Annotated in this window: 27 protein-coding genes; 13 read left to right on the top strand and 14 right to left on the bottom strand. The window is 55.6% G+C overall.

The features are described from left to right. Nucleotides 1–231: 231 nt before the first annotated feature. Both AMR42_RS10485 and hisF read right to left on the bottom strand, forming a co-directional pair. Entirely contained in the window at nucleotides 232–531 is a 300-nt protein-coding gene (locus AMR42_RS10485) for a hypothetical protein (RefSeq protein ID WP_099533397.1), read from the bottom strand. A 95-nt stretch (nucleotides 532–626) separates the two neighbouring features. Further along, nucleotides 627–1,427: an imidazole glycerol phosphate synthase subunit HisF gene (gene hisF / locus AMR42_RS10480; RefSeq protein WP_099533396.1), complete on the bottom strand. Its 801-nt coding sequence runs from the start codon at nucleotides 1,425–1,427 to the stop codon at nucleotides 627–629. A 186-nt stretch (nucleotides 1,428–1,613) separates the two neighbouring features. Here hisF and AMR42_RS10475 point away from each other — a divergent pair, with 186 nt between their 5' ends. The 11 genes from AMR42_RS10475 (at nucleotide 1,614) to AMR42_RS10420 (ending at nucleotide 9,034) form a co-directional block, all read left to right on the top strand. Then, on the top strand, nucleotides 1,614–2,153 hold the full coding sequence (locus AMR42_RS10475; RefSeq protein ID WP_099533395.1) for a phosphate-starvation-inducible PsiE family protein: 540 nt from the start codon (nucleotides 1,614–1,616) through the stop codon (nucleotides 2,151–2,153). A 107-nt stretch (nucleotides 2,154–2,260) separates the two neighbouring features. Beyond that, nucleotides 2,261–2,464, top strand: a complete 204-nt coding sequence (locus AMR42_RS10470; RefSeq protein WP_099533394.1) for a DUF2862 domain-containing protein — start codon at nucleotides 2,261–2,263, stop codon at nucleotides 2,462–2,464. A 205-nt stretch (nucleotides 2,465–2,669) separates the two neighbouring features. Then, on the top strand, nucleotides 2,670–3,089 hold the full coding sequence (locus AMR42_RS10465) for a hypothetical protein (RefSeq protein ID WP_099533393.1): 420 nt from the start codon (nucleotides 2,670–2,672) through the stop codon (nucleotides 3,087–3,089). Nucleotides 3,090–3,150: 61 nt separating this feature from the next. Continuing rightward, a complete protein-coding gene (locus AMR42_RS10460; protein ID WP_099533392.1) occupies nucleotides 3,151–4,257 on the top strand; it encodes an ArsA family ATPase in 1,107 nt (368 codons plus the stop codon). 78 nt (nucleotides 4,258–4,335) lie between these two features. Then, nucleotides 4,336–4,659 carry a nucleotidyltransferase domain-containing protein gene (locus AMR42_RS10455; protein WP_099533391.1) on the top strand — a complete coding sequence of 108 codons (324 nt, stop codon included), beginning with the start codon at nucleotides 4,336–4,338 and terminating at the stop codon, nucleotides 4,657–4,659. Then, nucleotides 4,656–5,042: a HEPN domain-containing protein gene (locus tag AMR42_RS10450; RefSeq protein WP_099533390.1), complete on the top strand. Its 387-nt coding sequence runs from the start codon at nucleotides 4,656–4,658 to the stop codon at nucleotides 5,040–5,042. The genes AMR42_RS10455 and AMR42_RS10450 overlap by 4 nt, the downstream gene beginning before the upstream one ends. A 45-nt stretch (nucleotides 5,043–5,087) precedes the next feature. Beyond that, on the top strand, nucleotides 5,088–5,675 hold the full coding sequence (locus tag AMR42_RS10445) for a Uma2 family endonuclease (protein WP_234406940.1): 588 nt from the start codon (nucleotides 5,088–5,090) through the stop codon (nucleotides 5,673–5,675). A 525-nt stretch (nucleotides 5,676–6,200) separates the two neighbouring features. Further along, nucleotides 6,201–6,602 carry a hypothetical protein gene (locus AMR42_RS10435; protein WP_190525940.1) on the top strand — a complete coding sequence of 134 codons (402 nt, stop codon included), beginning with the start codon at nucleotides 6,201–6,203 and terminating at the stop codon, nucleotides 6,600–6,602. A gap of 304 nt (nucleotides 6,603–6,906) precedes the next feature. After that, complete coding sequence (gene chlG, locus AMR42_RS10430) at nucleotides 6,907–7,908, top strand: chlorophyll synthase ChlG (protein WP_099533387.1); 1,002 nt, start codon at nucleotides 6,907–6,909, stop codon at nucleotides 7,906–7,908. Nucleotides 7,909–8,056: 148 nt separating this feature from the next. Continuing rightward, complete coding sequence (locus AMR42_RS10425) at nucleotides 8,057–8,317, top strand: chlororespiratory reduction protein 7 (protein ID WP_099533386.1); 261 nt, start codon at nucleotides 8,057–8,059, stop codon at nucleotides 8,315–8,317. A gap of 75 nt (nucleotides 8,318–8,392) precedes the next feature. Beyond that, entirely contained in the window at nucleotides 8,393–9,034 is a 642-nt protein-coding gene (locus AMR42_RS10420) for a molybdenum cofactor guanylyltransferase (RefSeq protein WP_099533385.1), read from the top strand. Between the two features lie 28 nt (nucleotides 9,035–9,062). On the opposite strand, the gene AMR42_RS10415 is transcribed toward AMR42_RS10420, so the two are convergent. Both AMR42_RS10415 and AMR42_RS19845 read right to left on the bottom strand, forming a co-directional pair. After that, nucleotides 9,063–9,662: a LexA family transcriptional regulator gene (locus AMR42_RS10415; RefSeq protein ID WP_099533384.1), complete on the bottom strand. Its 600-nt coding sequence runs from the start codon at nucleotides 9,660–9,662 to the stop codon at nucleotides 9,063–9,065. After that, nucleotides 9,659–10,081, bottom strand: a complete 423-nt coding sequence (locus AMR42_RS19845) for a hypothetical protein (protein ID WP_158234441.1) — start codon at nucleotides 10,079–10,081, stop codon at nucleotides 9,659–9,661. Before AMR42_RS19845 ends, AMR42_RS10415 begins: the two co-directional genes overlap by 4 nt. Nucleotides 10,082–10,126: 45 nt before the next feature. On the opposite strand from AMR42_RS19845, the gene AMR42_RS10410 reads away from it, so the two are divergent. Next, entirely contained in the window at nucleotides 10,127–10,645 is a 519-nt protein-coding gene (locus AMR42_RS10410; protein WP_158234440.1) for a DUF3122 domain-containing protein, read from the top strand. A 275-nt stretch (nucleotides 10,646–10,920) separates the two neighbouring features. Here AMR42_RS10410 and raiA read toward each other — a convergent pair whose 3' ends face one another. Continuing rightward, entirely contained in the window at nucleotides 10,921–11,520 is a 600-nt protein-coding gene (gene raiA / locus AMR42_RS10405; RefSeq protein ID WP_099533382.1) for a ribosome-associated translation inhibitor RaiA, read from the bottom strand. 205 nt (nucleotides 11,521–11,725) lie between these two features. Here raiA and lipB point away from each other — a divergent pair, with 205 nt between their 5' ends. Further along, a complete protein-coding gene (gene lipB / locus AMR42_RS10400) occupies nucleotides 11,726–12,454 on the top strand; it encodes a lipoyl(octanoyl) transferase LipB (protein ID WP_099533381.1) in 729 nt (242 codons plus the stop codon). Here lipB and hypB read toward each other — a convergent pair. The 9 genes from hypB to AMR42_RS10355 form a co-directional block, all read right to left on the bottom strand. Further along, complete coding sequence (hypB, locus tag AMR42_RS10395; RefSeq protein WP_099533380.1) at nucleotides 12,451–13,464, bottom strand: hydrogenase nickel incorporation protein HypB; 1,014 nt, start codon at nucleotides 13,462–13,464, stop codon at nucleotides 12,451–12,453. The two genes, lipB and hypB, sit on opposite strands and share 4 nt — an antisense overlap. Further along, nucleotides 13,455–13,796, bottom strand: coding sequence for a hydrogenase maturation nickel metallochaperone HypA (locus AMR42_RS10390; RefSeq protein WP_099533379.1), 342 nt, complete (start codon nucleotides 13,794–13,796; stop codon nucleotides 13,455–13,457). The genes hypB and AMR42_RS10390 overlap by 10 nt, the downstream gene beginning before the upstream one ends. Before the next feature lie 108 nt (nucleotides 13,797–13,904). Then, entirely contained in the window at nucleotides 13,905–15,020 is a 1,116-nt protein-coding gene (gene hypE, locus AMR42_RS10385) for a hydrogenase expression/formation protein HypE (RefSeq protein ID WP_099533378.1), read from the bottom strand. Nucleotides 15,021–15,067: 47 nt separating this feature from the next. Then, a complete protein-coding gene (hypD, locus tag AMR42_RS10380) occupies nucleotides 15,068–16,246 on the bottom strand; it encodes a hydrogenase formation protein HypD (RefSeq protein WP_099533377.1) in 1,179 nt (392 codons plus the stop codon). A gap of 167 nt (nucleotides 16,247–16,413) precedes the next feature. Beyond that, the gene (locus AMR42_RS10375) at nucleotides 16,414–16,659 is read right to left on the bottom strand and encodes a HypC/HybG/HupF family hydrogenase formation chaperone (protein ID WP_099533376.1); all 246 of its coding nucleotides are present in this window, start codon (nucleotides 16,657–16,659) and stop codon (nucleotides 16,414–16,416) included. Nucleotides 16,660–16,769: 110 nt separating this feature from the next. Further along, nucleotides 16,770–20,420: a carbamoyltransferase HypF gene (gene hypF, locus AMR42_RS10370; RefSeq protein ID WP_368670734.1), complete on the bottom strand. Its 3,651-nt coding sequence runs from the start codon at nucleotides 20,418–20,420 to the stop codon at nucleotides 16,770–16,772. Nucleotides 20,421–21,282: 862 nt separating this feature from the next. Then, entirely contained in the window at nucleotides 21,283–22,410 is a 1,128-nt protein-coding gene (locus AMR42_RS10365; RefSeq protein ID WP_099533374.1) for an aldo/keto reductase, read from the bottom strand. Between the two features lie 96 nt (nucleotides 22,411–22,506). After that, entirely contained in the window at nucleotides 22,507–22,797 is a 291-nt protein-coding gene (gene gatC / locus AMR42_RS10360) for an Asp-tRNA(Asn)/Glu-tRNA(Gln) amidotransferase subunit GatC (protein ID WP_099533373.1), read from the bottom strand. 455 nt (nucleotides 22,798–23,252) lie between these two features. Beyond that, nucleotides 23,253–23,774, bottom strand: coding sequence for a photosystem I assembly protein Ycf3 (locus AMR42_RS10355; protein ID WP_099533372.1), 522 nt, complete (start codon nucleotides 23,772–23,774; stop codon nucleotides 23,253–23,255). Nucleotides 23,775–23,818 lie beyond the last annotated feature (44 nt).

Genomic DNA, 23,818 nt, shown 5'->3' with positions numbered 1-23,818 from the left:
CTCCACCTCGGGAAGTGCAAAGCCCAAAAAAACCAAAACCCAAAAAACTCGAAACCCAAAAAACAAAACAAAACCGGCTAGACCGGTTGTATTGCCTCAGGTCTAGCCGATTTCGTTTATTTGACTGCAACTGAATTGCGGGTCAGTTTTGATGATCAGTCTTGGATGATCAATCTTGGATGATCAATCACTTTGGGTGCGAAAAAACAGGGAACCGGCAGAACCATCCTGCTATTGCAGAGGCTCCACCAACCGATCCCAATCGGCGAGGATGGCGGATTGGCGCATCCCGGCTAGAGGATCGCTAGCGGTGACGGGCACGTTATAGGTGGCATAGGCATTGCGATCGACCGAGAGCAAGTAGCGCAGCGAACTGTTGCCCAGGAAGTAGACCACCACCAGGGCTGCCGCTGCTGAAGCAACGAGGGTTCCGGCCAGCATCAGCGAAAACTCCTTGTTGCTGAGGGCCTGTTGCATCAGGTGCAATGACCAAGCTACTAGGGCGATCGCCAGCAGCAGAACGACAACCATGGACAGAGTGCAGATCAAGATTTATGAGTGTGTTTTTACGTATTGTAAAGGAAATCTTGACAATCTGCCAGCAATTTATCGTTTCCTAAGGTTTTCTACAGAGTTGCGATCGCCCCAGTGTGACGCACTGGCAAGCCCGCTTGCTGCAAATCGGTCTTAATCTCGTCAATGCTGAGTTGACCGTAATGTAACAAGGAAGCGAGCAGGGCGGCTTCGGCCTTGCCTTCGGTCAGGGCTTCGCGGATATGTTGGCAGTTGCCCGCGCCCCCGGAGGCAATTACCGGCACAGCCACGCGATCGGCGATCGTCCGGGTTAGCTCCAGGTCATAGCCCGCCTGGGTTCCGTCTGCGTCCATGCTGGTTACTAGCAATTCCCCCGCGCCGCGCCGCACCACTTCTTCGGCCCAGGCGATCGCATCCAAGCCCGTGTTTTCCCGGCCGCCGCGCACATAGACATCCCAGGCGCTGGGCACACCATTTTCGCCGGTTCCAGGACGGCGGCGGGCATCGATCGCCACCACAATGCATTGATTGCCAAACCGGGCACTGGCGCGATCAATCAAGTCCGGATCCCGCACCGCCGAAGAGTTGATGCTAATTTTGTCGGCTCCGGCTCGTAACAGTTTTTTAATCGTTTCTAAGTCACTGATCCCGCCGCCCACGGTCAGGGGAATGAACACCTGCTCGGCGGTTTCATAGACCACATCAAAAATAATCCCGCGATCTTCGTGGGTGGCCGTGATGTCCAAAAACACCAGCTCATCGGCCCCGGCGCGATCGTAGGCCCTGGCCAGCTCCACCGGATCGCCCGCGTCTTGCAGATTCACAAAGTTCACGCCCTTAACGACGCGACCAGCTTTGACATCGAGGCAGGGAACGATCCGTTTGGCGAGCATAGGGCGGAGGAGGGAAGGTGGACAGCCGTGAATAGCCACAGATCAAACTACGCGATCGCGATGAACCTTGGCCCCGGTGGTCTGAGCAGATGCGTCAATATAAATAATACAAATAAATCGGAGGTTGATTTATAAGATTCTCATAATCAAAATAAGAACAGCCCGCAGCAAGCTGGAGAAATCGCCATGAACCTGTCCTCAGCCCCCTCCCGTCGATTGCCCCCCGTCCAGTTGTTGACCGCCAGCGATCGGCCCACGGAAACCGGCGGATTTCGATCGCGCTTGGTCTGGATGTTGGAACGGGTGCAAGATGCGATCGCCGTGTCCCTTTGCCTGGGGCTATTTGGCGTGATGGTGGTGCAACTGCGCGTCATTTTCATCTCCCTGCTGGAACCCCCAAACTTTCACCTGATTACGGCAGATATCCTATCGGTGCTGATTTTGGTGGAAATGTTCCGGCTGCTGATCATTTACTTGCAAGAACAGCGCGTGTCGATCGGGGTGGCCGTGGAAGTGGCGATCGTTTCCGTGCTCCGGGAGTCGATCGTGCGGGGGGTGTTGGAAGTGCCCTGGCAGCAACTCTTGGCCACGGGCGTATTTCTGTTGGTTTTGACCCTGATTCTGTTGGCCCGGGTTTGGTTGCCGCCCACCTTTGAGGGCATTGACCCCGAAAAGCGGATCATGGAGCGCTATCGCCATGTCGCCAATGGGGATCTGGTGGATTAGGCCAAAAGCCCCTAACTCGCGATCTCGCCACCCCATCGATCGCGGCGATCGGGTCAAAATGCAGTAGTCTTATTAGCTGTGGATTCAGTTTACTAGAGACGGTTCCAGTGGTGATTGAGCTAGGTCAGCGCGTCAAAGTGCGCCGGATTCGCGATCGCATGTCCACCGCGATGGTTGAAAAAATTAAACAAAATCCGGTCGGTACGGTTAAGGAATACAAAATGGTTGACGGCAGCGGCATCGGCGTTGTCGTTGAGTTTACGGGTGGTTTGGCAACTTGGTTTTTTGAAGACGAACTCGAAGCGGTCTAAGCAACGAGTGAATAAATTACGCCAGTGGGAGTTGTTCCGCTGGCGTTTTTATTTGGGACAAATTATTGGCCCCAAAATGATTGGGTTAACAATTCTGCATTGAAGCCCCTTGGAGCGCGATTGCCAGGCCTGGAGAGCGATCGACCTCGCACCACCCCACAGGAACTTGCTAGGCTGTGGGTAGCGACCTCACCCCGATCGCCCCATGACCACCGAAACTCGCCTCAACACTCTCGAAGCCCAGCTCCAGCAACTGACGATCAACGTCACCACCCTGGCCAGCGTCACCACGCAACAGTCCTTTGATTGGAATCAGCGGTTTAGCCACCTCGCCGAACTGACGGCCGCGAATACGCAGGCGATCGGGGAATTGCGCTTGGCGATCAACGGTCTGCAACAGGCCATGGAAGGGTTAAATAACCGGATCACCCAATTGGAGCAGATCGTAGACGATCGCACCGATACATTTCTGGGCTTATTTGACCAAACCTTTGCCCGCATGGATCAGATGCAAAGTGACATCACCTCCCTAAAAGCAGATGTCACGGGCCTGAAAACAGATGTCACCGGCCTAAAAACAGAAATTCAGCGGGTGATCGAAATTTTGGGCGAGATGCGCCAGTAAATACACGCCGGTCGGCAATCGTTGGCACAATGGGGGGCGACAACGCTAGAGGAGTGCGATCGTGGCTTTCACGCTGACGCTGTTGGGAAAAGGGGGATCGGGGCGATCGACCCTGGCGATCGCGGCGGCGATGGCCCTGGCCAACCAAGGCAAGCGGGTGCTGCTGTTTGGGCAAGATGCGGGGCCCACCCTGGGCATGATGTTGGGAACGGGGGCGATCGGCTCGGATCCCCAGGCGATCGGCTCCAATCTTTGGGCCGTGCAACCGGCCGCCACCACCCTGCTGGAACGGGGCTGGGATGAAATTAAGCGCCTAGAGTCGGAATATTTGCGCCAACCCTTTTTCCGCAATGTCTACGGTGAAGAACTAGCCGTGTTGCCGGGGATGGATCGGGCGCTGACGTTGAACACCCTGCGGCAATACGAAGCGTCGGGCAATTACGACGCGATCGTCTATGACGGCAACAGCGATCGGGTAACCCTGTTAACCATCGGCGCACCGGAGGTTTTGTCCTGGTACGTGCGCCGCTTCCAAAAGGTGGTGGCCGAGTCGGACTTTGCCAAGGCGATTTCGCCCTTTGTGCAGCCGATTTCCATGGCGGTGTTGAGCAGTGGCGGCATGTCTAGCACGCCGTGGGAAGGCCCCTTGGGTGAGTTTCAGGACTTGCTCGATCGGGGACGAAACTTGCTGGCCGATCCGCGTCGTGTGGCGGGCTGGCTGGTGGCCAATGGCGATCCGGTTTCGCAGGCCTTGGCTCAATACCTGTGGGGCAGTGCGCAACAGGCGGGCTTAACCGTAGGCGGGTTGTTTTTGAATCGATCGAGCGATCCAGGGGCGATCGGCTCGGCATTCAATCCCCTGAGTGTGACGGCGATTCCCGAGCAAACCACCACCCCGAGTTGGGATGCGCTGATCCCATTGATGCCGGATTTTGCCACTTTGGCCCAGCAGGCTCCCCGCCCGATCGAAATCGACTTAGCCACCCAACAGGTGAAGCTGTTCCTGCCAGGATTTACCAAGGAGCAAATCCACCTGACCCAATCGGGGCCAGAGGTGACGATCGAAGCGGGCGAACAACGCCGCAATATCTTCTTGCCGCCAGCCCTGGCCGGGCGATCGGTCAAGGGCGCAAAATTCAGCGATCGCTACTTGATCATTTCCTTCTAAGCCACGAGGCGATCGTTAAAAACACCAGCCACAAGGGGCTTCGGCTCCTTGTGCAACTGATCGCATCAATATCACACTATGGAAAAGCAACAACTTGAACCGATTTTACAAGTCCTGAAGCAAGGGCTGATTGAGCGATATCAAGACTTACTCTCATCGATCGTTTTGTATGGTTCCCAAGCGCGTGGAGAAGCTACAGAAAACTCTGATATTGATATCTTGGTAATCTTAAAATCCTTAGTCCATCCCTGTGATGAAATAGATAAAACACTCGACTTTATCACCCAAATTTGCCTGGATTATGATGTGGTCATTTCCTGGCAATTTGTCTCTCTCGAAAAATTTGAGTCCCAGAATTCCCCATTTCTCGCCAACGTCAAGCGAGAAGGGGTTCTGCTATGAAACCCAAGTCTCAACAATTACTAGACAAAGCGCGGGCTAGCTATCAGGCATCACAGCTTTTGGCCCAACAGGGATTCTATGACTTTGCGGGCGCACGAGCATACTACACAATGTTTTATATTGCCGAAGCATTTCTTTGGGAAAAAGACCTTAGCTTTTCAAGTCATGCAGCCGTGATTTCGGCATTTGGGCGAGAGATTGCAAAGCCTGGAATCGTGCCCATCGAGTTTCATCGGTTCTTGATTAATGCCCAAAATAAACGGGCTAATGCAGATTATGAAGTGGACGATGAGCTACAGTTGCGAGCGGCTGATGTTGAGGTTTTGTTAGAGCACAGTTGGCTATTTTTACAATACGCCGAAGAGAATTTGCCTCGTAGCTAGATCGCGTCGATCATGAAGTAGTTGTCATTCCACCCTGGAGGCAATGTGGCCATAACGCTGCCAACCATCACCCCTACGTTGACCCTGGCGGACTTTTTGCGGCGGCCGGAAATTGACGAATCGCCCGCTTGGGAATTTCACGATCGCCTAGCCCACCAAAAACCTATGCCCGGAGTTCAACATAGTCGGCTGCAAATTCGGTTGGCGGTGGCGATTAATGCGATCGCCTCCGGTTGGGAAGCGTTGCCGGAGTTGCGTTGTACCTTTGGCGATCGGTCGATCGTGCCTGATTTGTCGGTGTTGAAAACCGCTGAGTTGCCGATCGACTCCCAAGGAATGGTGATTGCTGAAGGGATTGAGTTTGCCCCGGCTTGGGCAATCGAGATTTTGTCGCCGGCCCAGGGCGAAACCCGTGTGATTCGGAATCTCACCCATTGTCTAGCCCATGGCAGCCAGTTGGGATGGTTGGTGTTGCCGCGCGATCGGGTGGTGGTGGTGTTTTTGCCCGATCGCGCTCCGGTGGAACTGGCCGGGGGCGATCGGTTGCCGGTGTTGCCAGACTTGGATCTCAATTTGACGGGCGATCGGCTCTTTGGCTGGCTGGCCGGTGCTGCGTCAACGGAGCGGGTCTAACCCACTAGAGACGGGCATTGAGTGGGTTGCTTATACTAGCGGTATCCCCTTTCCCTTACGAAACGCCCGTAGGTGCATGGGAGAACGCTTGGCAGGCCATAACAATCCCCATTCATCTCCCATGCACCGCCACCCGTCACGCTTGCAACGACGATTCCCGATCGGTTGGGTGGCGATCGATTTTCGGTGCATGGGAGAACAAATGCAGCGTTTCGTGACCATTGGGCCTTGCTCCCATGCACCCTACGATTTTTCTGCGATAAAGAAGCCGCCGACAAATCGATTGGCTTTTTTAAAGCCATATCCCAAATTCTTCCCAGCCTATCGAGTGCGATCAACGGCTTGCTGGGTCAAATTACGGCTCTGTTGGGCTGAAATGCCCCCGATCGCTCAGCCAACAAACAGCAGCGAAACGGACAAACCCGATCGATTCCCGTAGGGGCGAATCGCCATGCGCCCTCCGATACGCGAGATCTACGAGAGACCCTGGCGGAGGGCGTACCGCCGTACGCCCCTACTTGTTTGTTGTTTTTGCAAGAAAACAGCATGGTGATCTCGAAGGGTGATCAGCGCATGAAAAAGATGACCCGCAAACAACGTGATAGGAACATCCAAAAGCTCTTTCCGCCAATTGCCGACATTAAGCCGATGATGCTGCCGGACACGAGCATAATTGTGAGCAAACTGCTGCCGGTTGTTGCACCGCCAACAACGCCCAAGGTAATGGCTAAAAGCGGCCCAAAGAGCGCCCCTGCTAAAAAGCGCACCAAAAACATGACCCATGGAGCGGTTGGTTTCTGCTCTGGTGGGGGAGCTGCAATACCAGCGGGAGAGGCTGTCGCTTTCGGGGGCGATCGCGTCGGTGACAGGTGCTTAGGCTGGGTCTGTGCTGCCATGCTGTCAGCAAGGGATGGCAGTTCACGGTGAGTTGACAAGGGATTAGAGGAGTCATTGGGTGATGACTCTGAAGAAGATGGTGGGGGAGGTTCGGCCATAGGGCGATCGATCTCATCCAATCCAAATCGCGTGAAGAATTACGTCCGATTACAACACCAAATCAGGCGCTCCTCCGTTCTAGCGCAATTAGTATTAATAAGAATTGGGCGCAGTTTGTGTGGCAACAATCGGCAGTCTTGCTCTTTAATTCCACGCTGACGGCGGGTTGAGTGGGAGAGCAGACGCGATACCATGGCTCCCAACGACAAGCAAGATCCAACCCATCGATCGAACCATGACCACCGAACCCAACACCGAGGCGATCGAAACGCCCACCCCCGCCGAAGATAGCGGCTCCAAGGCCCGGCAAATGCTGGGGATGAAGGGAGCTGCCAGCGGCGAAACCAATATTTGGAAAATTCGCCTGCAATTGATGAAGCCGATCACCTGGATTCCCCTAATTTGGGGCGTGGTCTGCGGGGCGGCTTCCTCGGGGCACTATGAATGGACGCTGGAGAACTTCCTGAAATCGGCGCTCTGTATGTTGATGTCGGGGCCGTTGCTGACGGGCTACACCCAAACAATCAACGACTACTATGATCGGGAAATTGACGCGATCAACGAACCCTATCGCCCGATTCCCTCCGGCGCAATTTCGATTCCGCAGGTGGTGACGCAAATTTTGGTGTTGCTGTTTGGGGGCATCGGCGTGGCCTACATCCTCGATCGCTGGTCGGGTCACGAATTCCCGATCATCACGGCCTTAGCGATCGGCGGTTCGATCGTCTCCTATATCTATTCCGCACCGCCCCTAAAGCTGAAGCAAAACGGCTGGCTGGGTAACTATGCCCTCGGCGCAAGCTATATTGCCCTGCCTTGGTGGGCGGGCCAAGCGCTGTTTGGCACGCTCACGCCGACGGTGGCGGTGGTGACGCTGATCTATAGTTTGGCGGGCTTGGGCATTGCGATCGTTAATGACTTCAAGAGCGTGGAGGGCGATCGCACCTTGGGTCTGAAATCCCTGCCTGTGATGTTCGGCATTGGCACGGCCGCTTGGATTTGTGTGGCCATGATCGACACCTTCCAAATCGGTATTGCGGGCTATTTGGTCAGCCTGCATGAGAATTTGTACGCCTCGATTTTGGGTCTGTTGATCATTCCGCAAATCGTGTTCCAGGATATGTATTTCCTACGCGATCCGCTGAAGAATGATGTGAAATATCAAGCCAGCGCCCAGCCCTTTTTGGTATTGGGAATGTTGGTGGCTGGCCTAGCCATGGGTCACGCTGGAATTTAGATCAGATCACCAATCCAATCCAGCACCAGACAAGGGGCTTAAGCCCCTTGCCCCAAGAGTTTTGGGATGATTGGTAGGGGCGCACCGCCGTGCGCCCTTTGCATTTTGGGACGGTAAAAACGGTTTTTTCGAGCAGGAGAAGCGATCGATGGCTGATGCAATGTTGTATCAAGAAAATGAATATTTTGTCGTGCTCGAAACCAATCAGCCCGAGGTGATTTTGTCCGTGGAGGAGTTGCGCGAAAAACTGACCGGCGTGGTGGAATCCTTGGGCGATCGCCTGCCGCGTGACTTGCAACGGTTGACCACCACGGAAGCGCGGGTGCGATCGCTCATTGAAGAAGCCTGCGAGCTGGACTTGGGCCCCGATCGATTCTTGCAGTGGTATGCCGTCCGCCTGGCAAAGTAAATTGGAGACTCAGGGATGGCCCGGGAGCATTGTGCTCATCACTGAGAACCATGGCCCGCAGGTGGATAAGCACTCATGATTCAGGCAGCAATCTTGGCAGGTGGTCAAAGTCGCCGAATGGGGCGCGACAAGGTGTTGCTGCCTTGGAACGGACAGCCCATGCTCCATCGGGTTTGTGAGGTGGCCATTTCGGTGACGGAACGCCGACCAATTATTTTTTCGCCCTGGCCGGAACGCTACCAAACCCATCCCGCCACGGCTGCCTTGCCGGTGGATTGGTGGCGGGAGTCGGCGGCCGATCGGGGGCCGCTGTTGGCTTTTTCAGAGTTGCTCGATCGCGCGGCCCGAGACCTAACCGACATTAACTGGGTGTGGTTGCTGGCTTGCGATTTGCCCTGTTTGGATGGGCCCGTTTGTCGTTCCTGGCTCGATCGCCGCCACGCCCTCAGTTCCAAGCAAGTGGCGCTGGTTCCACGCACCGATCGCGGTTGGGAGCCCCTGTGTGGGCTATATCGACCCGCGATCGCGCCCCAACTGCGGACTTTTATTGATCAAGGCGGGCGATCGTTTCAGGCCTGGTTAGACCAACTGGCGACGGAACAGCGAGCCATTTATCTACCGCTGACAACGCTGGAGGCGGCTACCTTGCGCAACTGCAACAGCCCTCAGGATCTGCAAGATTTTTTGCGTCACCGGGCCCCGGTCTCAGAAGACTAGGCTCAGATTGCTCTGGGTTAATCAACAATTAGCGGAATTGGTGAATGGCGCTGGCCACAATCCCCAAAATCTTAAACACCATTCCTTCGGTGATTTGCAAAGGGGCATAGATCGGATTTTCGGAATGCAGGAAAATGCGACCATCCAGCACTTGCAGCCGCTTGACCGTTACCTTGTCATCCACCAACGCCAGTACGATTTGTCCCGTCTGGGCGTTGTCTGCCTCAGAGGCATCAATCACCAGCATGTCATCGGGATAGATGCCAATGCCGATCATGGAGTCCCCCGTGACCCGCACCAAAAAAGACTCGCTGGGATGCCGACTGAGATAGGTGTTCAGGTCGATCGCGTCGGGTTCCGTGTCCTCTTGGGGCGCAAAGGCATGTAACCCAGCGGCCGCCGGCATTTCATAGAGGCGCAGGGGTGGCGTGGGGTGGTCTTCAATGCGTTGGAGCCGGCCATCGGCGATGGCTTCCGTTTCCAATTGATCAAGCTGCCATTGGGCCAGGAGTTCCGGCAGGCGATCGACAAAACTGATCGGCAGTCGAACCGCTTTGGTGGGTTCGCCATATTTACCTGTGCCTTTGGGACGACCCGCGCCCGGACGGCGACCGCCTCGACCGGTCATAGTGACTCCTTGGATTGAATATGCTGAATTTTGAAGATGATCGGTAAGCTAAGAAAGCAGCGGTGGGCCATGGGTTTGTTGGCGGTTTTGCCGCCCCAATCGGGTTCAGCACCAGGGCCAAAACTTGCCCGAACATTTACCAGATGGTTTGGCGTTTGCTGATTTGGCGTTTGCTGACTTGACGCTGCTGATTTTAGGTTGCTGAAATCTTGGCTTGGGTTTTCTGGCTTGAATTTCCTGGCTTGGATTTCTTGACCTGGATTTCTTTGCTGGGGTTGCTGAATTGCTATCAACGCATTGATTGCAGTACACGAATTTAGACTAGCACGATCGCCCGAAAGAGTTACTCCACAGAATTGAGAAGAATTATGAGAATTTGGGAAAGCATTATGAATTGCCAAAAGAGTCAAAATATCCAAACAAGCAAGGGAAGCGTTCGATCGCCCCAATTGCCCGAGTGGTGGATGGGTTGGCCTGCGTTAGGCAAGGCCTTGGGGTTGTTGTTGGCGGTTGTGCTTTGGGGTTGGGGGCTAATGCCGGAACCCGCGATGGCAAGCCTGCATCCCTATCCCCTTCCGGGCGATCGGGTCTTGTGTCGATCGTTGCAATCCCTGCGAGATCAGCGCGATCGTAGTTGGCAATTGGTGTTGTTTGGCGAAGCGGCCAACGGACAACCACCCACAACAGGATTTCGGTTGCGGGTGGTTGGGTTTCCCAGTTTGCGGGTCAATCGCGATCGGTCTTTAATCGTCACCAATTCCACAGGGGCCGTTGCCCAGCTTGCGGATCAGTTCCCGATCGATTCATTAGCCCTCAACACCGGAGAATATGAATTTGATTCCGTGGCAGGTCGGTTAAATCAATTAGGTATTTTGCGATTAACCATCCCCGTCGGTGATGCTGATCAGGCAGAAATTCCCGTACCGCCTTTTGTTTTACAAGAGTGGAAAATGCTTCAAAAATCAGGATGTCCCAAGGCTTGAGGCAGTCAAAATTGTGGTGGCATAGGATACTCAACAGACCCTAATCGCAAGTCTGAATTGTCCAAGGATTGTTCAACAAATTGCTGCTGAATCAATTACCCATGAAGGAGTAATCTTCAGTTGGCTAATTCAGCCTCAGCGGGTGTTTAAAAAGCTAGATTTGGTAGGCAGCTTGCTCGATCTACAACAACAAGGGGCTTAAGCCCCTTGTCCCTAAGGGCTATGGTATTTAGCAGATATTTAGCAAGCGCTTCCAGATGCTTTTCAAGCAACCTCTAAGCGGCGGAAGAGTTCTCGGCAAAGCGTTGGGCCTTGCGGGGTTGAATCACGCCGTAACCGCCATGGTTCCGTTCATAAATCACGTTGATTTCACCCGTTTCTGAGTTGCAGAACATGAAGAAATCGTGATCAACCAGCTCCAGTTGCTCCAGGGCCTCCGCGATCGTCATCGGGGCCATTTCAAAGTATTTCGTCCGCACCACATCCGCCGGCAACTCGGGTTCTCGGGGCGGAATAATGGTTCCGACTGGCATTTCGCCCAGCACTTCTGCGGTCTTCACCGGCTCGCGGCGACGTTCTTGATGTTTTTCCTTATACTTGCGAAGTTGACGGGCAATCTTGTCAGCAACCATGTCAATGCTGGCATACAGGTTCTCGCTGCTTTCTTCAGCTCGAACAACTGTGCGGTTCGCGTAAATGGTCACCTCAGCCGTTTGGTTAGAATCAATCCGGGGGTTGCGAGCTACCGACAGGTGCACATCCACTTCAAGAGTTAAGTGTTGAAAATGGCTGACGGCCTTTTCAATTTTTTGCTGAACATAGTCACGCAGTGCATCGGTAATCTCGATGTTTTTACCCTGGATGACAAGCTTCATAGAGCTTCCTCCCCTTCGAGATGGGTGATACTTTCAACGTAGCACTTTGGGATCGGGGGAAGAATTTCCTTTAAAATCTTTTGCATCTGTTGATGATTCTTGACCTTTTCTTCAGTGATTCCCCACAAACCATCACCAAACTCCCCTTGGCAATTCTCAATCTTTATGGTTAGGGCCTTATGGTTAGGGCATTCGGCTAGAGTTTATGGTTTGTGATGCTGCTACTGAAACCAATGGGGAAGGTGCCGGGCCGATCGCCCCCTGTTGGCAACTGAATTTGCAAACCACAGCTTACGAAGTGGCTTGGGGTTGGCAGCGCCAGTGGCAGGCCGATCGAATCGCGGATCCGACGCTGCCCGATGGGTTAATGCTGTTGGAACATCCGCCGGTTTATACCCTGGGGCGTGGGGCCGATCGCGCCTTTGTGCGGTTTGACCCCGCAACCCATCCCGTGCCGTTAGTGCCCATTGAGCGCGGGGGCGAGGTGACCCACCATTGCCCTGGGCAGTTGGTCGGCTATCCGATTTTGAATTTGCGCCGCCACCAACCGGATCTCCATTGGTATCTGCGCCAGTTGGAAGAGGTGTTGATTCGGGCGATCGGGACTTGGGGCTTGGGTGCGGAACGGCTGCCGGGCCTGACGGGGGTGTGGCTAGAGGGGTGCAAGGTAGCGGCGATCGGGATTCAGGTCAGCCGTTGGGTGACCCTGCACGGCTTTGCTCTGAATGTGGATTGTGAGCTGGCGGGCTTTCGGGAGATCGTGCCCTGTGGAATTGCCGATCGCCCCGTGGGCCGCTTGGCGGATTTTGTCCCTGGATTGACGGTGGCCCAGGTGCGATCGGTGGTGGCAGAACAGTTTGCGGCGGTGTTTGGCCTGCGCTTGGAACCCTGCCCCCCAAACCACCGACCGGCGGGCGCATTGATGTTGCCCTAGGGAACCAAATCGGCGGCGGCCACAGGACAGGCTCGATCGCGCTGAGCCAAAAGCCAGTCGTACCAGTCGGCCAACCCTTCGCCGGTCAGAGACGAGAGGGGCAAAATTCGCGCCTTGGGGTTCACCTGCTTCACGGCGGCGATCGCCCGGTCTAGGTCAAAGGGCAAGTAGGGCAGCAAATCGATTTTGCTCAGCAGCACCAAATCGCAGGCCCGAAACAAGTGTGGGTATTTCAGGGGTTTATCTTCACCTTCTGTGACCGAAAAAATCCCGACCCGGGACGCTTCTCCCAAGTCAAACAGCGCAGGACAAACCAGGTTGCCCACATTCTCGATCGCCAAAATGCTGCCCGGTGGCGGTTGCAGTTGCTGGCAGCCTCCTTGCACCATGGCCGCGTCCAGATGGCAACCCGTGCCCGTGTTGACCTGAACCACGGGGCAACCGGTGGCCCGCACCCGCTCCGCATCATTCAAGGTGGCCTGATCCCCCTCAATGACGGCGAAGGAGACCCGATCGGCCAAATCCGTCAGGGTTTTCACCAGCAGCGTTGTTTTGCCGGCCCCGGGCCCGCTCATCAGGTTCAGGGCCCAAATGCCCTGGGTTTGGAACCATTGGCGGTTGGCGGCGGCCAGTTGGCTGTTTTTGTCTAGCAGCCGCGCTTCGAGGTGCAGGGTTTGGGTGACCGGATCCGTTGCCGTCAGAGAGGGGCGATCGGCTAGGTGATGATCCAAACCGGCCTGGGAATGGTCGTGATGGTGAGGATGGGAATGGTGGTGATGGTCATGGTTGGGGCTGGGTGCTGCGGGCCCGTGGCGATGCACCACCACTGAACCATCGGGATGTTGGTGACTGTGCCAATCGGAGCCGATTGGGGAGTGGCCCAAGGCGGGGTCGATCGCTTCGGATCGGGTCAGCTTATTTTGGGGCAGGTTACTTTGGGGCCGCTCACTGTGGGATAGGTTGGTGATCGTGACCGATGCTCCCTCATCACAACCGCAGGTTACGCACATGGGATGATCTCCAAGGTTTTTAAAATCAAGTCTTGGCCCGCCTCGATCGCCCAATCCAAGCTGTTGCAATGGGGGCAAATCCCCACCACATCATCGAGGGGGAAATCCCGGCCGCAATGGTGGCAGCGGGCCCGGCCAGGCACGATTGTGATGTCCAACTCCGCCCCCTCCAGGGCTGTGCCCATGGCGCAGGGGCCAAAACAAAAGGCGATCGCCTCCGTGGAAATGCCCGACAGGGCCCCCACGGCCAAACCCAGTCGGCGGATGGGGGCCCCTTGGGCCTGGGCCAGCGCCAACCGCACCAGTTCCTGAGTAATGCCTAGTTCGTGCATTGCCTTTCTCCTGTGTTCGATCGGCCCGAACCGATTAGCCCCGATTAGCTCAAACCAATTAGCCCAAATCCATCGGCCCTCGCAAAATCGCCCCTAGCAAATTCGGCCCTAGCAAATCCGAGGCAAGGGATCGCCCATCGGCCACTCAATAATTCGTTCAGAACCAAAGCGCGTTTGCAAAATCACCACTGGTGGATCCGCCTTGGTCACATGGCCCACCAAACAGGCCTCCCGCCCTTCCGGCAGCATTTGCATGGCCATCAGGGCCCGAGCTGCAAATTCCCCCGGAACTACCGCCACCAACAGACCTTCGTTGGCCATGTGCAAAGGATCGAGACCCAACACTTCGCAGGCGGCGGCCACGGGCGGCCGCACGGGCAACGCCGCCTCTTCGAGCACCATGCTGACGCGGCTGGTTTGGGCAAATTCATTTAGCACGGCCGCCACACCGCCCCGAGTGGCATCGCGCATGGCCCGCACGGTGGGACAAGCTTCACAGAGGGCCGCTGCCAGATCATGCAGGGGCTGGCAATCGCTGGTGATGTCCGCTTCGAGGGCCAAGTCTCCTCGGGCTAACAAAATAGCCGTGCCATGGTCGCCCATGGGGCCACTGAGCAGAATGGCATCACCCGGTTGTAGGTAGCGCGGCCCGGGCACTTGGTTCGATCGCGCCACACCCACCCCGGCGGTATTGATATAAATTTGGTCACCTTTGCCCCGAGGTACAACCTTTGTGTCGCCGGCCACCACCTTGACGCGGGCCGTGTCGGCGGCCAGTTTCATGCTCTGGGCAATGCGGCGTAGCAGGGCGATCGGGGTGCCCTCTTCAATGATGAACCCACAGGAGAGATAGAGCGGCTGGGCCCCGGTCACGGCCAAATCATTCACCGTGCCATTGATGGCCAGGCTGCCGATGTCGCCGCCGGGAAAAAACAGCGGATCCACCACGAAGGAATCGGTGGTGAAGGCCAACCGATCGCCCCGGGCCATGAACAGGGCTAAGTCTAGCCGCGCACTGTCATCCAGCGCATTGAGGGCATCGCTGTGAAAGGTTTCTAGGAAAATGTCAGTGATCAGGTTATGGGTGGCCCGGCCGCCGCTGCCGTGGGCCAGGGTGATGTAGCCTTCGTCGCTCGATCGGGTGCGGTGCTGGGGCTGTTGAAACTCGAGCACGTTAGATGGGGGGGTGGCGAGGGAATCGGACGGATGATTAGAAGAAGCCATGGCATCAGGAGGTGAGGGCGGAAATCACGGCGATCGGGCCAATGCAGCTATCGGGCCAATTCTGATTGCAGCGGGGGGCGGGCGGACGCTTCGGCAAATCTGCGGGGTGCAGCCATGGGCGATCGGGGGCCCCCGTGACCGTATTTGTAATAGGCAGCGCATGCCCCTTCGGAGGAAACCATGCAAGCGCCTAGGGGATGGTCAGGGGTGCAACCGCGCCCAAAGGCACTACATTCCCAGGGTTTGAGCTTGCCCTGCAAAATGAGGCCGCATTGGCAAACGGGTGAATCCTCACTGGCTTGGCTGGGTAGGCAATAGCGCTGTTCTGCATCAAAGGCCGCAAAGGCCGGAGCGATCGCCAAACCCGATCGGGGCAAGGATCCCAAACCGCGCCACTCAAATTGCTCTCGCACCGTGAACACCTGGGCCAGGGCGGCCAGGGCTGGACTATTGCCCTCGGGCTTCACCAGCCGGTGATATTGGTTTTCCACGGCACAGCGCCCTTCAACCAACTGCAACAGCAACATCCAAATCGATTGGAGCAGGTCGATCGGTTCAAAGCCTCCCACCACCACCGGTTTCTGATAGCGATCGACCACCGCTTGATAGGGATCAGTGCCAATCACGGCGCTCACATGGCCGGGGCCAATGAACCCATCCAAACGCAAGCCGCTGGCCTGGAGTAGAAATTCCAGAGCCGGGACAACGAGCACATGGTTGCAAAAGACGCTGAAGTTGGCTTGCTGGGCGCGGGCGGCCGCCAGGATGGTCATGGCCACGGCGGGAGCGGTGGTTTCAAAGCCCAACCCAAAAAAGACCACGGGCCGATCGGGATGGGTTTGGGCTAAGGTCAGCGCATCGAGGGGCGAATAGACCACGCGCACATCGGCCCCCCGGGCCTTGGCCTGCATCAGGCTGCCCCGCGCCCCGGGCACTCGCAGGGCATCGCCAAAGGTGGCAAAGATCATGCCCGGTTGTTCTGCTAGGGCGATCGCATCGTCAATTCGGCCCCGAGGCATGATGCACACGGGACAACCGGGCCCATGGATCAGCTCCACGGTTTCCGGCAGCAGGGCTTCGAGGCCATGTTTAAAGATGGTGTGGGTCTGGCCGCCGCAGACTTCCATCAGGGCCACGGGGCGATCGAGCCGTTGCGCTAAATGGGCAATTTCCCGCACCCACCCCGCCACCGACGCGGGATCACGAAATTCCGTCACAAACTTCATCGCAAACTCCTGAAACGGCTCTTCAAACGGCTTTTGGGTAATGACTGCTTCAGCAAATGACTTCTTGAAATGACTTCTCGAAATGACTTCTTAAGGCACAGTTTCTGGAACAGGGTTTGAGACAGGCAGACTGGATCGCGCGGGAACTGAATCACGCGGGAACTAAATCACGCGGGCGTTATCAGACGATCGATCCAAGTCAGGGTTTCCGTGGCTGCGGCCACATCTAACTCTTCCAAGGCAAAACCCGCGTGAACCACCACCCAGCGCCCCACCCACTGCTCGATCGGGCGATCGGGCGTGACCAAACAGGCCAAGCTGACCGATCGCCGAACACCGCTCAAATCAACCGTGGCTAGCTGTTGATCTCCACTGACAATGGCCACCACTTGGCCCGGAACCGCTAAACACATCCTGAAACCTCTCAATAACTCCTAAGGGCTGGCGTTGAATGGCTTGTGATTTGAATGGCTCGTGATTCCCGGTGATTCCCATTGGCGACCAGCACGGGATTACCGAGACCCTAAACATGGCCCAACTGGAGCCAAGCGGCGGCGATCGCCGTTTGCCCCAACGCCAAGCCCCCGTCGTTTACGGGAACCTGTTGCGGCAACAGCAACGGATCGTGCAGATTGCTGGCCATCAGGGCGGCTTCCAAACATTGCAACAACAGCCGATTTTGGAAGACTCCACCACCACAGGCGATCGCCCCAAAGTGCAATCCCTGCTGTTTCAAGGTCTGGGCCGCTTGCACCAAAGCCTGGGCCAAGCCGCGATGGAACCGCAGGGCCATCACCGCCTCGGGCAGCCCCAGGGCCCGATCCAAAATCAGGGCTTCCCAAAGGGGTTGGGGATGCAGCCACAGCAGCGATTCCGATCGCAGCTCGATCGGGTAGGCTTGCTGATCTTGATCCCAAGCTTGGCGGGCTAGGTTTTCGAGGGCGATCGCCGCTTGCCCTTCGTAGCTCAAGCAGTCGGGCGCACAGCCCAAAAAGGCCGCCACTGCATCAAACAGCCGTCCGCAGGATGAAGACCAAGGGCTGTTGAAACCCGTTTGGGCCATGCCCGTCAGCAGATTCAGCGGCTTTTGAGCAAACCACTTTTCGGAGTCCACCCGATCGAGCAGGCCCGTGGCGTGGAACTGGGCGTATAGATTGCGCCAAGGCTCCTGAGCAGCGCGGTTGCCCCCCAGTAACCGTGCCGGCCACAGGGCCCCGACTCGGTGATATTGCTCGTAGGTTGTCCACAGCAGCTCGCCGCCCCAAACCGTGCCATCGCTGCCCCAACCGAATCCATCCAGGGCAATGCCCAACACGGGCGGGCGATCGAATCCCCATTGGTTGTCGGCCAAGCAGGCGGCAATGTGGGCATGGTGGTGCTGAATGCGCAACAACGGCACTTCCAAGGCCTTGGCCAAGGATTCACCCACCTTCACGGCTTGGCCATCCGGGTGCAAGTCCACGGCGATCGCGCTGGGGCGGTGGTCAAACAAGTTGCGCAAGTCCGCGATCGCGGTGCTGTAGGCCTGCAGGCAGGCGGGCGAGTCCAAATCTCCAAGGTGAGGCGAGAGGATCGCTTGTCCGTCCCGCGAGAGGCAAATGGTGTTTTTCAGATCGCTGCCCAGGGCCAAGATCGGCGGGCTGTTGGTGAGGCCCGGCGGCAGGTTAATGGAACTGGGAGCGTAGCCGCGCGATCGGCGAATCACCTGCACCGAAGTGGGCAACACCCGCACCACCGAATCATCCACCCGATTCAGGATCGATCGGTTGTGGAGCAAAAAAGCATCGGCGATCGACTGCAACTGCAGATGGGCTTCATGGTTGTCAATGCATTGGGGATTGCCGGCCCGGTTGCCGCTGGTCAGCACAATGGGCCGATCCACCGCGCTCATCAGGAGATGGTGCAGGGGGGAGTAGGGCAACATCACCCCCGCCTCCGTCATGTCAGGAGCCACCGACGGGGCCAAATAATGGGAATCGCGGATCGTGAGCAACACGATCGGGGCAGCCCCCCCTAAGAGGAGCGATCGCTCGTGATCACTGACTACGCAAAACTGCCGCACGGACTCCAAATTGCGGGCCATCACCGCCAAAGGCTTGTGGGGGCGATGTTTGCGGACCCGCAGCCGCTGCACCACGGCTTCCTGGGTGGCATCGCAGGCTAAGTGGATGCCGCCCAAGCCTTTGATGGCCACGATCGCTCCCTGGCGAATGGCTTCTGCCGCCTGGGCAATCGCCTGCTCATCCTTCACAATCGGCCGTTGCTGGCTGGGTCGCTCAAACCAAATGCGCGGCCCGCATTCCGGGCAGGCCGTGGGCTGGGCATGGAAGCGACGATCGCCCGGATTATCGTAATCGCGCTGGCAGTCGGGACAGAGCTGAAACCCGACCATGCTGGTGCGCACCCGATCGTAGGGCAGGGAGCGAATGACCGTCAGCCGCGGCCCGCAATGGGTGCAGTTCACGAAGGGGTAGTGATAGTACCGACTGTCGGGATCGTGCAAATCCCGCAGACAGGCGGCACAGGTAGCCGTGTCCGGCGCAATTTGGGTGCGCACCGGGCCCGACTGGCTCTCCAAAATCCGAAAAGACAAGGGCGATCGCCCCAGGAGTTCCGCCGAGGACAAATCCAGGGCTTGGCTGCGATGGGAAACCGGCAAGGGAGCCGATCGAGACACGATCGGGGTTGGGGGTTGCAGCGGCGTATATAACGCTGGCCCCGGATCCGCATCATCCACCACCACCGGCACGATCGGCCCCAGGGGAGTTGTGGGCGGTTCCGTCGGTTCCAAGGGCCGCAACCGATCGATGGCCGGCTCCAAGAGTTCCGCCAGCTCCTCCGCCAAGGAGTTGGAAAGTTCTGGATCCAGGGTCTGATGTAAGTCTTGAGCTAAATCTTGGCCTAGACCGTGATCCAACCGATTGGCATCTAACTTGGGATCCGACGGGCCATGGTTCAAATCTTGATCGCTGGGCCCCACCCGATCGCCCGATCGCCGATCTGAGATGCCAGGACGGACATCAGGACGGATGCCAGAACGCGCCCCCCAATCGCCCGATGGTTCGCTGGGAGCAGCCGTGGGTGAGCTATCAAACAACTGATCCAAGCGCGATCGAGACAGGGAATCGCTGGCGGGGGCTGCGGCTCCGTTGCCATCAACGGCCGAGCGGGGATCATCCCAATTGCCCCGATCGCCTAAATCCGTCTGATCCGCGCCGGAATGCCCATTCAACTCAGTCCGCACCGGATCGACCTGATCCAACCGCCCAGCGCTCTCAGATTCCGCGCCATGCTCAGGGTCGATCGGGGACGGCCGCTCACCTTCGGGGCCCCTGTCTAACCAGCGCGATCGGCCATGGTTGCCCGCTTCCCCTTGCCCCACGCTTGATCCTTCCCGAGGATCCATCGCCATCACTTCTCCGTAGGTTTTCCCAGCCTGTCGCTCGATCGTGCCGTCATCGGCAACCGCCACGGCACTCCATGGGGCTGGCTGCGCGGTTTCCGCCGTCACCACCGACCCCTCCGCCAGCGACTCCGCCACTGGATCATCGGTATAGCTGGAGCGATGTTCTGGTCGCAAATGCAAAGGGCAGCGGGGGCCCTGGAGTTGGTTCTCGGTTGATTGCCCTTGCTGATTGTGGACCCGGGTGGCCTGGCGATTGCGCTGAATCTGCATCGCCGTTTGTTGCCCCAAGGCGATCGAATGTTCATCCCAAGTGAGATCGTCGGATCCAGACTCAAAGGTCGCTGTGAACCTGGATGGCCCGGTGGGCAAGCTTGTTAGCCGCTCTGTCGCGGATTCGGTTGCTGATTCTGCGGGTAATTGCTCAGGTAATTGCTCAGGGGCTGCCAGCTTGCCCAATGCACCAGATTCCGACGGAGAAACAGCAGGCAGGTTGTCACTCGACGATGGCAGTCCTGGCTCCATCAATTCCGATAGGGCGATCGGGGTTCGGATCAGCGTATCAATGCGGGAAAGGGGCGGTTTTTCCTGATAAAGCCGTTGTAAAAAAACATCAATTTGATCCGGATATCCCGCAATCCGAATCACCACGCCAACTCCATCATTCGCCACCGATCCCATCAGTCCACATTCGATCGCTAGTCGATAAACCGTGGGACGAAAGCCGACTCCTTGGACAACGCCAACGACCCGAATTTCTTCGGCTCTCATCGTCAACGATTGCTCGTCTTGAGTGCTGGCCATGGCATATTCTCCCAAAGGAGCGGCATCAAACATACAGGTTTACTTAGGTTGGTTTCCTTAGCAGGGACTAGGAACCAGGTTCAAAGGCTCAAAATTCCCTATGTCAGATGTAGCGCGTTTGCCATGAAAATAGAGGAATCTTTTTGTTTTTTTAGCTTTTACTATCAGCAATCTTTAGAAACCTCTGTGTTTTTTAAAGATCATCAACAATGGTTCTTGAATCCGGATTCGACCAAAAGCTCACAACAATACTCAGATCCTTTGAATTCTTAAAGAAAAATTTAATGTTTGAATTGATTTTGAAATAGCTACCAAGCCTGGTCTCAGTAGATTTCAAGTGTATTTTCAGTATATTTCAGATCTTTTGTCTATGTATCACAAAGATGATTGTAAAGATGATAAAGAGTGCCTTGTAGATAATTTAGAATAAAATTAAAGATGCTTTAGGAATGATTTGAAAAATGTTTAGAAAAGATCTAAAAAATTTACCTCTTGAATCAATTTAAATCGCAATTTGTTGGAAGGTGATGTGAAAAAATTAGAAAATTGTCTAATTTGCTTCCTGACAGGTTTTACGAGAACATCGAAAAAAGAGAAGTGCCTGCGAGATGATGATTTTCGGAAACTGATTGCTGACACCACAGGACTTTCACTGGTTCATTTATTACTAGGATTACGGCACTACCCGAAAAGAGTTGTACCTCAATCTAAACCTTGACTAGGCAACGAAATCCAAAAAATTGTAGGACTATCTAAAGTTTGATTATGGAGATTACTTTCCACTCCCAGATCTTTCCTAAAAACCTTCATGATGCCAATATATAGTTTCCTAGTCCCAAAGGCGACGACCCCAACGGCCGCTGAGTCGATCGTGGGTGTCTTGCAACAGGTCAGGAATGTTTAATTGCTCGGGGCAACGGGGCAAGCAATCCCCACATTCTGTGCAGCGATCGCCCCGTTGTCCTGGAAACCAATGTCCAGCATTTTCAAACATGCCGTAGCGGTAGCGCCCAAAGTCCACCATTTTGAAAGCCACCGCCAGATTACGCAGCCGCAACACCTCTGGAATTTGAATTTCCTCGGGGCAGGGCAAGCAGGCATAGCATTGGGCACAACGATCGGTTTCGAGGGCCGCAATTTGGTGTCGATCGAGCCGATTAAAAATTGCCTGCTCTTCCGCGCTGAGGGGTTCGGTGCGCTCAATCCAGGGTTCGATCGCCCCCAACTCTTCCACCTTGGCGGGGCCAACGCTCAGGGTGGTGATCCTCGGTTGGGCCAGCAGCCAACGGTAACCGGCTCCCAAGGGCGACAGGGGCGCACAGAGTTGGCTCAAGGTAGGCGGCGGGGTGTAGAGCTGTCCCCCTTTGTCGGCGGGGGAAATGATGAAAATGCCCAAATCCCGATTGAGGGCCGCTTGAACAGCGGGGGCATTGCGTTGAAAAAAGTAGTTGAAATGTAAATTGACAAACTCAAATTGATCGGTGGCAATGGTCTGCAAAATCAAAGCCAAGGGCCCATGGGTGGAAAATCCCAAATGACGAATTCGACCATCGGCCAGGGCCCGATGCAATGCGGCCATTCCCGATTGTTGGTCTTGAATCCAATCCAAATGTTCTGGCAGATTCACCCCATGAATGGCTAGGCAATCTAAATAGGGCGTTTGCAGGCGTTCCAGGGATTCGGTCAGTTGCTGATCGATCTCTTCTGGGCTGCCGGTGGGTAATAGTTTGCTGGTGAGAATGACTCGATCGCGCGGCACAATTCCTTGGGCGATCGCCTGACCGACAAAAACTTCGCTGGCTCCATAACCCCGAGCGGTTTCAAAATGGTTAATTCCCAGCTCGATCGCCCGAGCAAATACTTCGGCCGCCTGCTCAGCGGAATCCAAACACCGCATTGTCCCCAAGGAAAAGACGGATAGTTGAAGATTGGTTTTGCCAAATCGTCGATATTGCATGAGCCAGCTTGCGTGAGCCATAAAAATGGGCGGAATTGAATCCGCCCACCCCGTGTAATTTTTGGATGGGTCAGAGTTCCTAACCCGATCGCCCGTTTAGCTGTTCAAGATCTTGGGCACTTTGAAGAAATCTTCATCGCGATCGGGCGCACATCCTAACAGACCTTCCCGATCGGTGTAGCGATCGAGTTGATCAGGGCGCATCACGTTATTCACATCGATCGCCCGGGTGGTGGGTTCCACATCGGTCACGTCCAACTCGCTCAACTGTTCCACATAGGTCAGGATGTTGTTGAGTTGGGCGGCGAATTTTTCCTCCTCTTCAGCAGTCAGTTGAATTCGCGCCAAATGGGCAACCTTGCGAACTTCGTCCAAACTGAGGCTCATAGCAGCTCTAATTGCGATGGTTTGTTTGTTGAAAGGTCAATTTCCAGGATCTCAACAGATCAAGCAATTGAATCCTAAGTGGCAATACTAGGCGATCGCCCTAGGGCCTGTCGTCATTACCTGGGATTCAAAGAATTTGCCCAGATCATGAGACCTCTTTTCCGAAAATTCCTCTGCTCAAGATCGGCTGATCAACAATCATCTTGTAGGTTGGGTTGAGGTACGAAACCCAACAACAGCAGGGTTCGTAGTAATCGAGTTGGGTTTCCCAAAGCTCAATCCAACCTACCGGAGAACCAAGCATTTGAGCGCTTTGTCAGTCAATCAGCAATCTGGGAGAGGAATTTAGGATTAGGATCCTGATTGATACAAGAGGTCTATTGACTCAGGAATCAATCTAGATCTCAACTTGGAAATGAGCATCCAATCGATTGAAAAACGATGGAGAAATCAATCTAGAAGAAGACATCCATGTTCGATCGACCGGTGGTTTTTAACCAGTTTTGGGCCTCGATGTAGTTGTTGGGTGCTAAGCGAATGGCCCGCTTCCAATATTCTGCCGCCTTGTCGAACCAACGCTCGGCTGCTTCATCTTCGCCGCTGGCTTGGGCTTGCTCGCCGTTGTAGTGATAAATCACGGCGATGTTATTCAAGGCCTGGGGCATTCGCGGATTCTGATCAAGGGCTTGGTGATAGTAATCAACGGCTTTGTCCCGTTCGCCATTGCTGGCAAAAATCAAGGCCATGTTATACAGGATGAAGCTGCGATCGTAGGGATCTTCTTCTAGGTTCAGGGCTTCTTCGTAGTTTTGCAAGGCTTCTGCATATTCACCTTCGCCTTGGGCAGACATGCCATCTCGGTAATAAACAAAAGCTTCTTTCGCTTTTTTGTTGGTGGGCAGCACTTTCAGAATCAAGTCCGCCATCACCGTAAAGGTTTTGTCAATAAAATTGTCGTTTTTTTGAGTTCGAGGCATGGGTCAAGCTGCTTTTGAAGCCAAAATAGGGAACGATTGCTGAT

It is taken from the genome of Limnothrix sp. PR1529 (genome assembly GCF_002742025.1).
GTDB lineage: Bacteria > Cyanobacteriota > Cyanobacteriia > CACIAM-69d > CACIAM-69d > CACIAM-69d.
The sequence above is the reverse complement of the archived record's forward strand: the minus strand, read 5'-3'. Positions and strand labels throughout refer to the sequence as shown.

What these genes read in the sequence shown, in the direction of transcription:
- hisF (WP_099533396.1), bottom strand. Translation starts at nt 1,427, where the DNA reads ATGCTCGCCAAACGGATCGTTCCCTGCCTCGATGTCAAAGCTGGTCGC.
- AMR42_RS10355 (WP_099533372.1), bottom strand. Translation starts at nt 23,774, where the DNA reads ATGCCTCGAACTCAAAAAAACGACAATTTTATTGACAAAACCTTTACG.
- gatC (WP_099533373.1), bottom strand. Translation starts at nt 22,797, where the DNA reads ATGAGCCTCAGTTTGGACGAAGTTCGCAAGGTTGCCCATTTGGCGCGA.
- AMR42_RS10420 (WP_099533385.1), top strand. Translation starts at nt 8,393, where the DNA reads ATGATTCAGGCAGCAATCTTGGCAGGTGGTCAAAGTCGCCGAATGGGG.
- AMR42_RS10465 (WP_099533393.1), top strand. Translation starts at nt 2,670, where the DNA reads ATGACCACCGAAACTCGCCTCAACACTCTCGAAGCCCAGCTCCAGCAA.
- AMR42_RS10475 (WP_099533395.1), top strand. Translation starts at nt 1,614, where the DNA reads ATGAACCTGTCCTCAGCCCCCTCCCGTCGATTGCCCCCCGTCCAGTTG.
- AMR42_RS10375 (WP_099533376.1), bottom strand. Translation starts at nt 16,659, where the DNA reads ATGTGTTTAGCGGTTCCGGGCCAAGTGGTGGCCATTGTCAGTGGAGAT.
- hypE (WP_099533378.1), bottom strand. Translation starts at nt 15,020, where the DNA reads ATGGCTTCTTCTAATCATCCGTCCGATTCCCTCGCCACCCCCCCATCT.
- AMR42_RS10455 (WP_099533391.1), top strand. Translation starts at nt 4,336, where the DNA reads ATGGAAAAGCAACAACTTGAACCGATTTTACAAGTCCTGAAGCAAGGG.
- hypB (WP_099533380.1), bottom strand. Translation starts at nt 13,464, where the DNA reads ATGTGCGTAACCTGCGGTTGTGATGAGGGAGCATCGGTCACGATCACC.
- hypD (WP_099533377.1), bottom strand. Translation starts at nt 16,246, where the DNA reads ATGAAGTTTGTGACGGAATTTCGTGATCCCGCGTCGGTGGCGGGGTGG.
- AMR42_RS10415 (WP_099533384.1), bottom strand. Translation starts at nt 9,662, where the DNA reads ATGACCGGTCGAGGCGGTCGCCGTCCGGGCGCGGGTCGTCCCAAAGGC.
- hypF (WP_368670734.1), bottom strand. Translation starts at nt 20,420, where the DNA reads ATGAGAGCCGAAGAAATTCGGGTCGTTGGCGTTGTCCAAGGAGTCGGC.
- AMR42_RS10450 (WP_099533390.1), top strand. Translation starts at nt 4,656, where the DNA reads ATGAAACCCAAGTCTCAACAATTACTAGACAAAGCGCGGGCTAGCTAT.
- AMR42_RS10390 (WP_099533379.1), bottom strand. Translation starts at nt 13,796, where the DNA reads ATGCACGAACTAGGCATTACTCAGGAACTGGTGCGGTTGGCGCTGGCC.
- AMR42_RS10425 (WP_099533386.1), top strand. Translation starts at nt 8,057, where the DNA reads ATGGCTGATGCAATGTTGTATCAAGAAAATGAATATTTTGTCGTGCTC.
- AMR42_RS10365 (WP_099533374.1), bottom strand. Translation starts at nt 22,410, where the DNA reads ATGCAATATCGACGATTTGGCAAAACCAATCTTCAACTATCCGTCTTT.
- AMR42_RS10410 (WP_158234440.1), top strand. Translation starts at nt 10,127, where the DNA reads ATGGGTTGGCCTGCGTTAGGCAAGGCCTTGGGGTTGTTGTTGGCGGTT.
- raiA (WP_099533382.1), bottom strand. Translation starts at nt 11,520, where the DNA reads ATGAAGCTTGTCATCCAGGGTAAAAACATCGAGATTACCGATGCACTG.
- lipB (WP_099533381.1), top strand. Translation starts at nt 11,726, where the DNA reads ATGGTTTGTGATGCTGCTACTGAAACCAATGGGGAAGGTGCCGGGCCG.
- chlG (WP_099533387.1), top strand. Translation starts at nt 6,907, where the DNA reads ATGACCACCGAACCCAACACCGAGGCGATCGAAACGCCCACCCCCGCC.
- AMR42_RS10485 (WP_099533397.1), bottom strand. Translation starts at nt 531, where the DNA reads ATGGTTGTCGTTCTGCTGCTGGCGATCGCCCTAGTAGCTTGGTCATTG.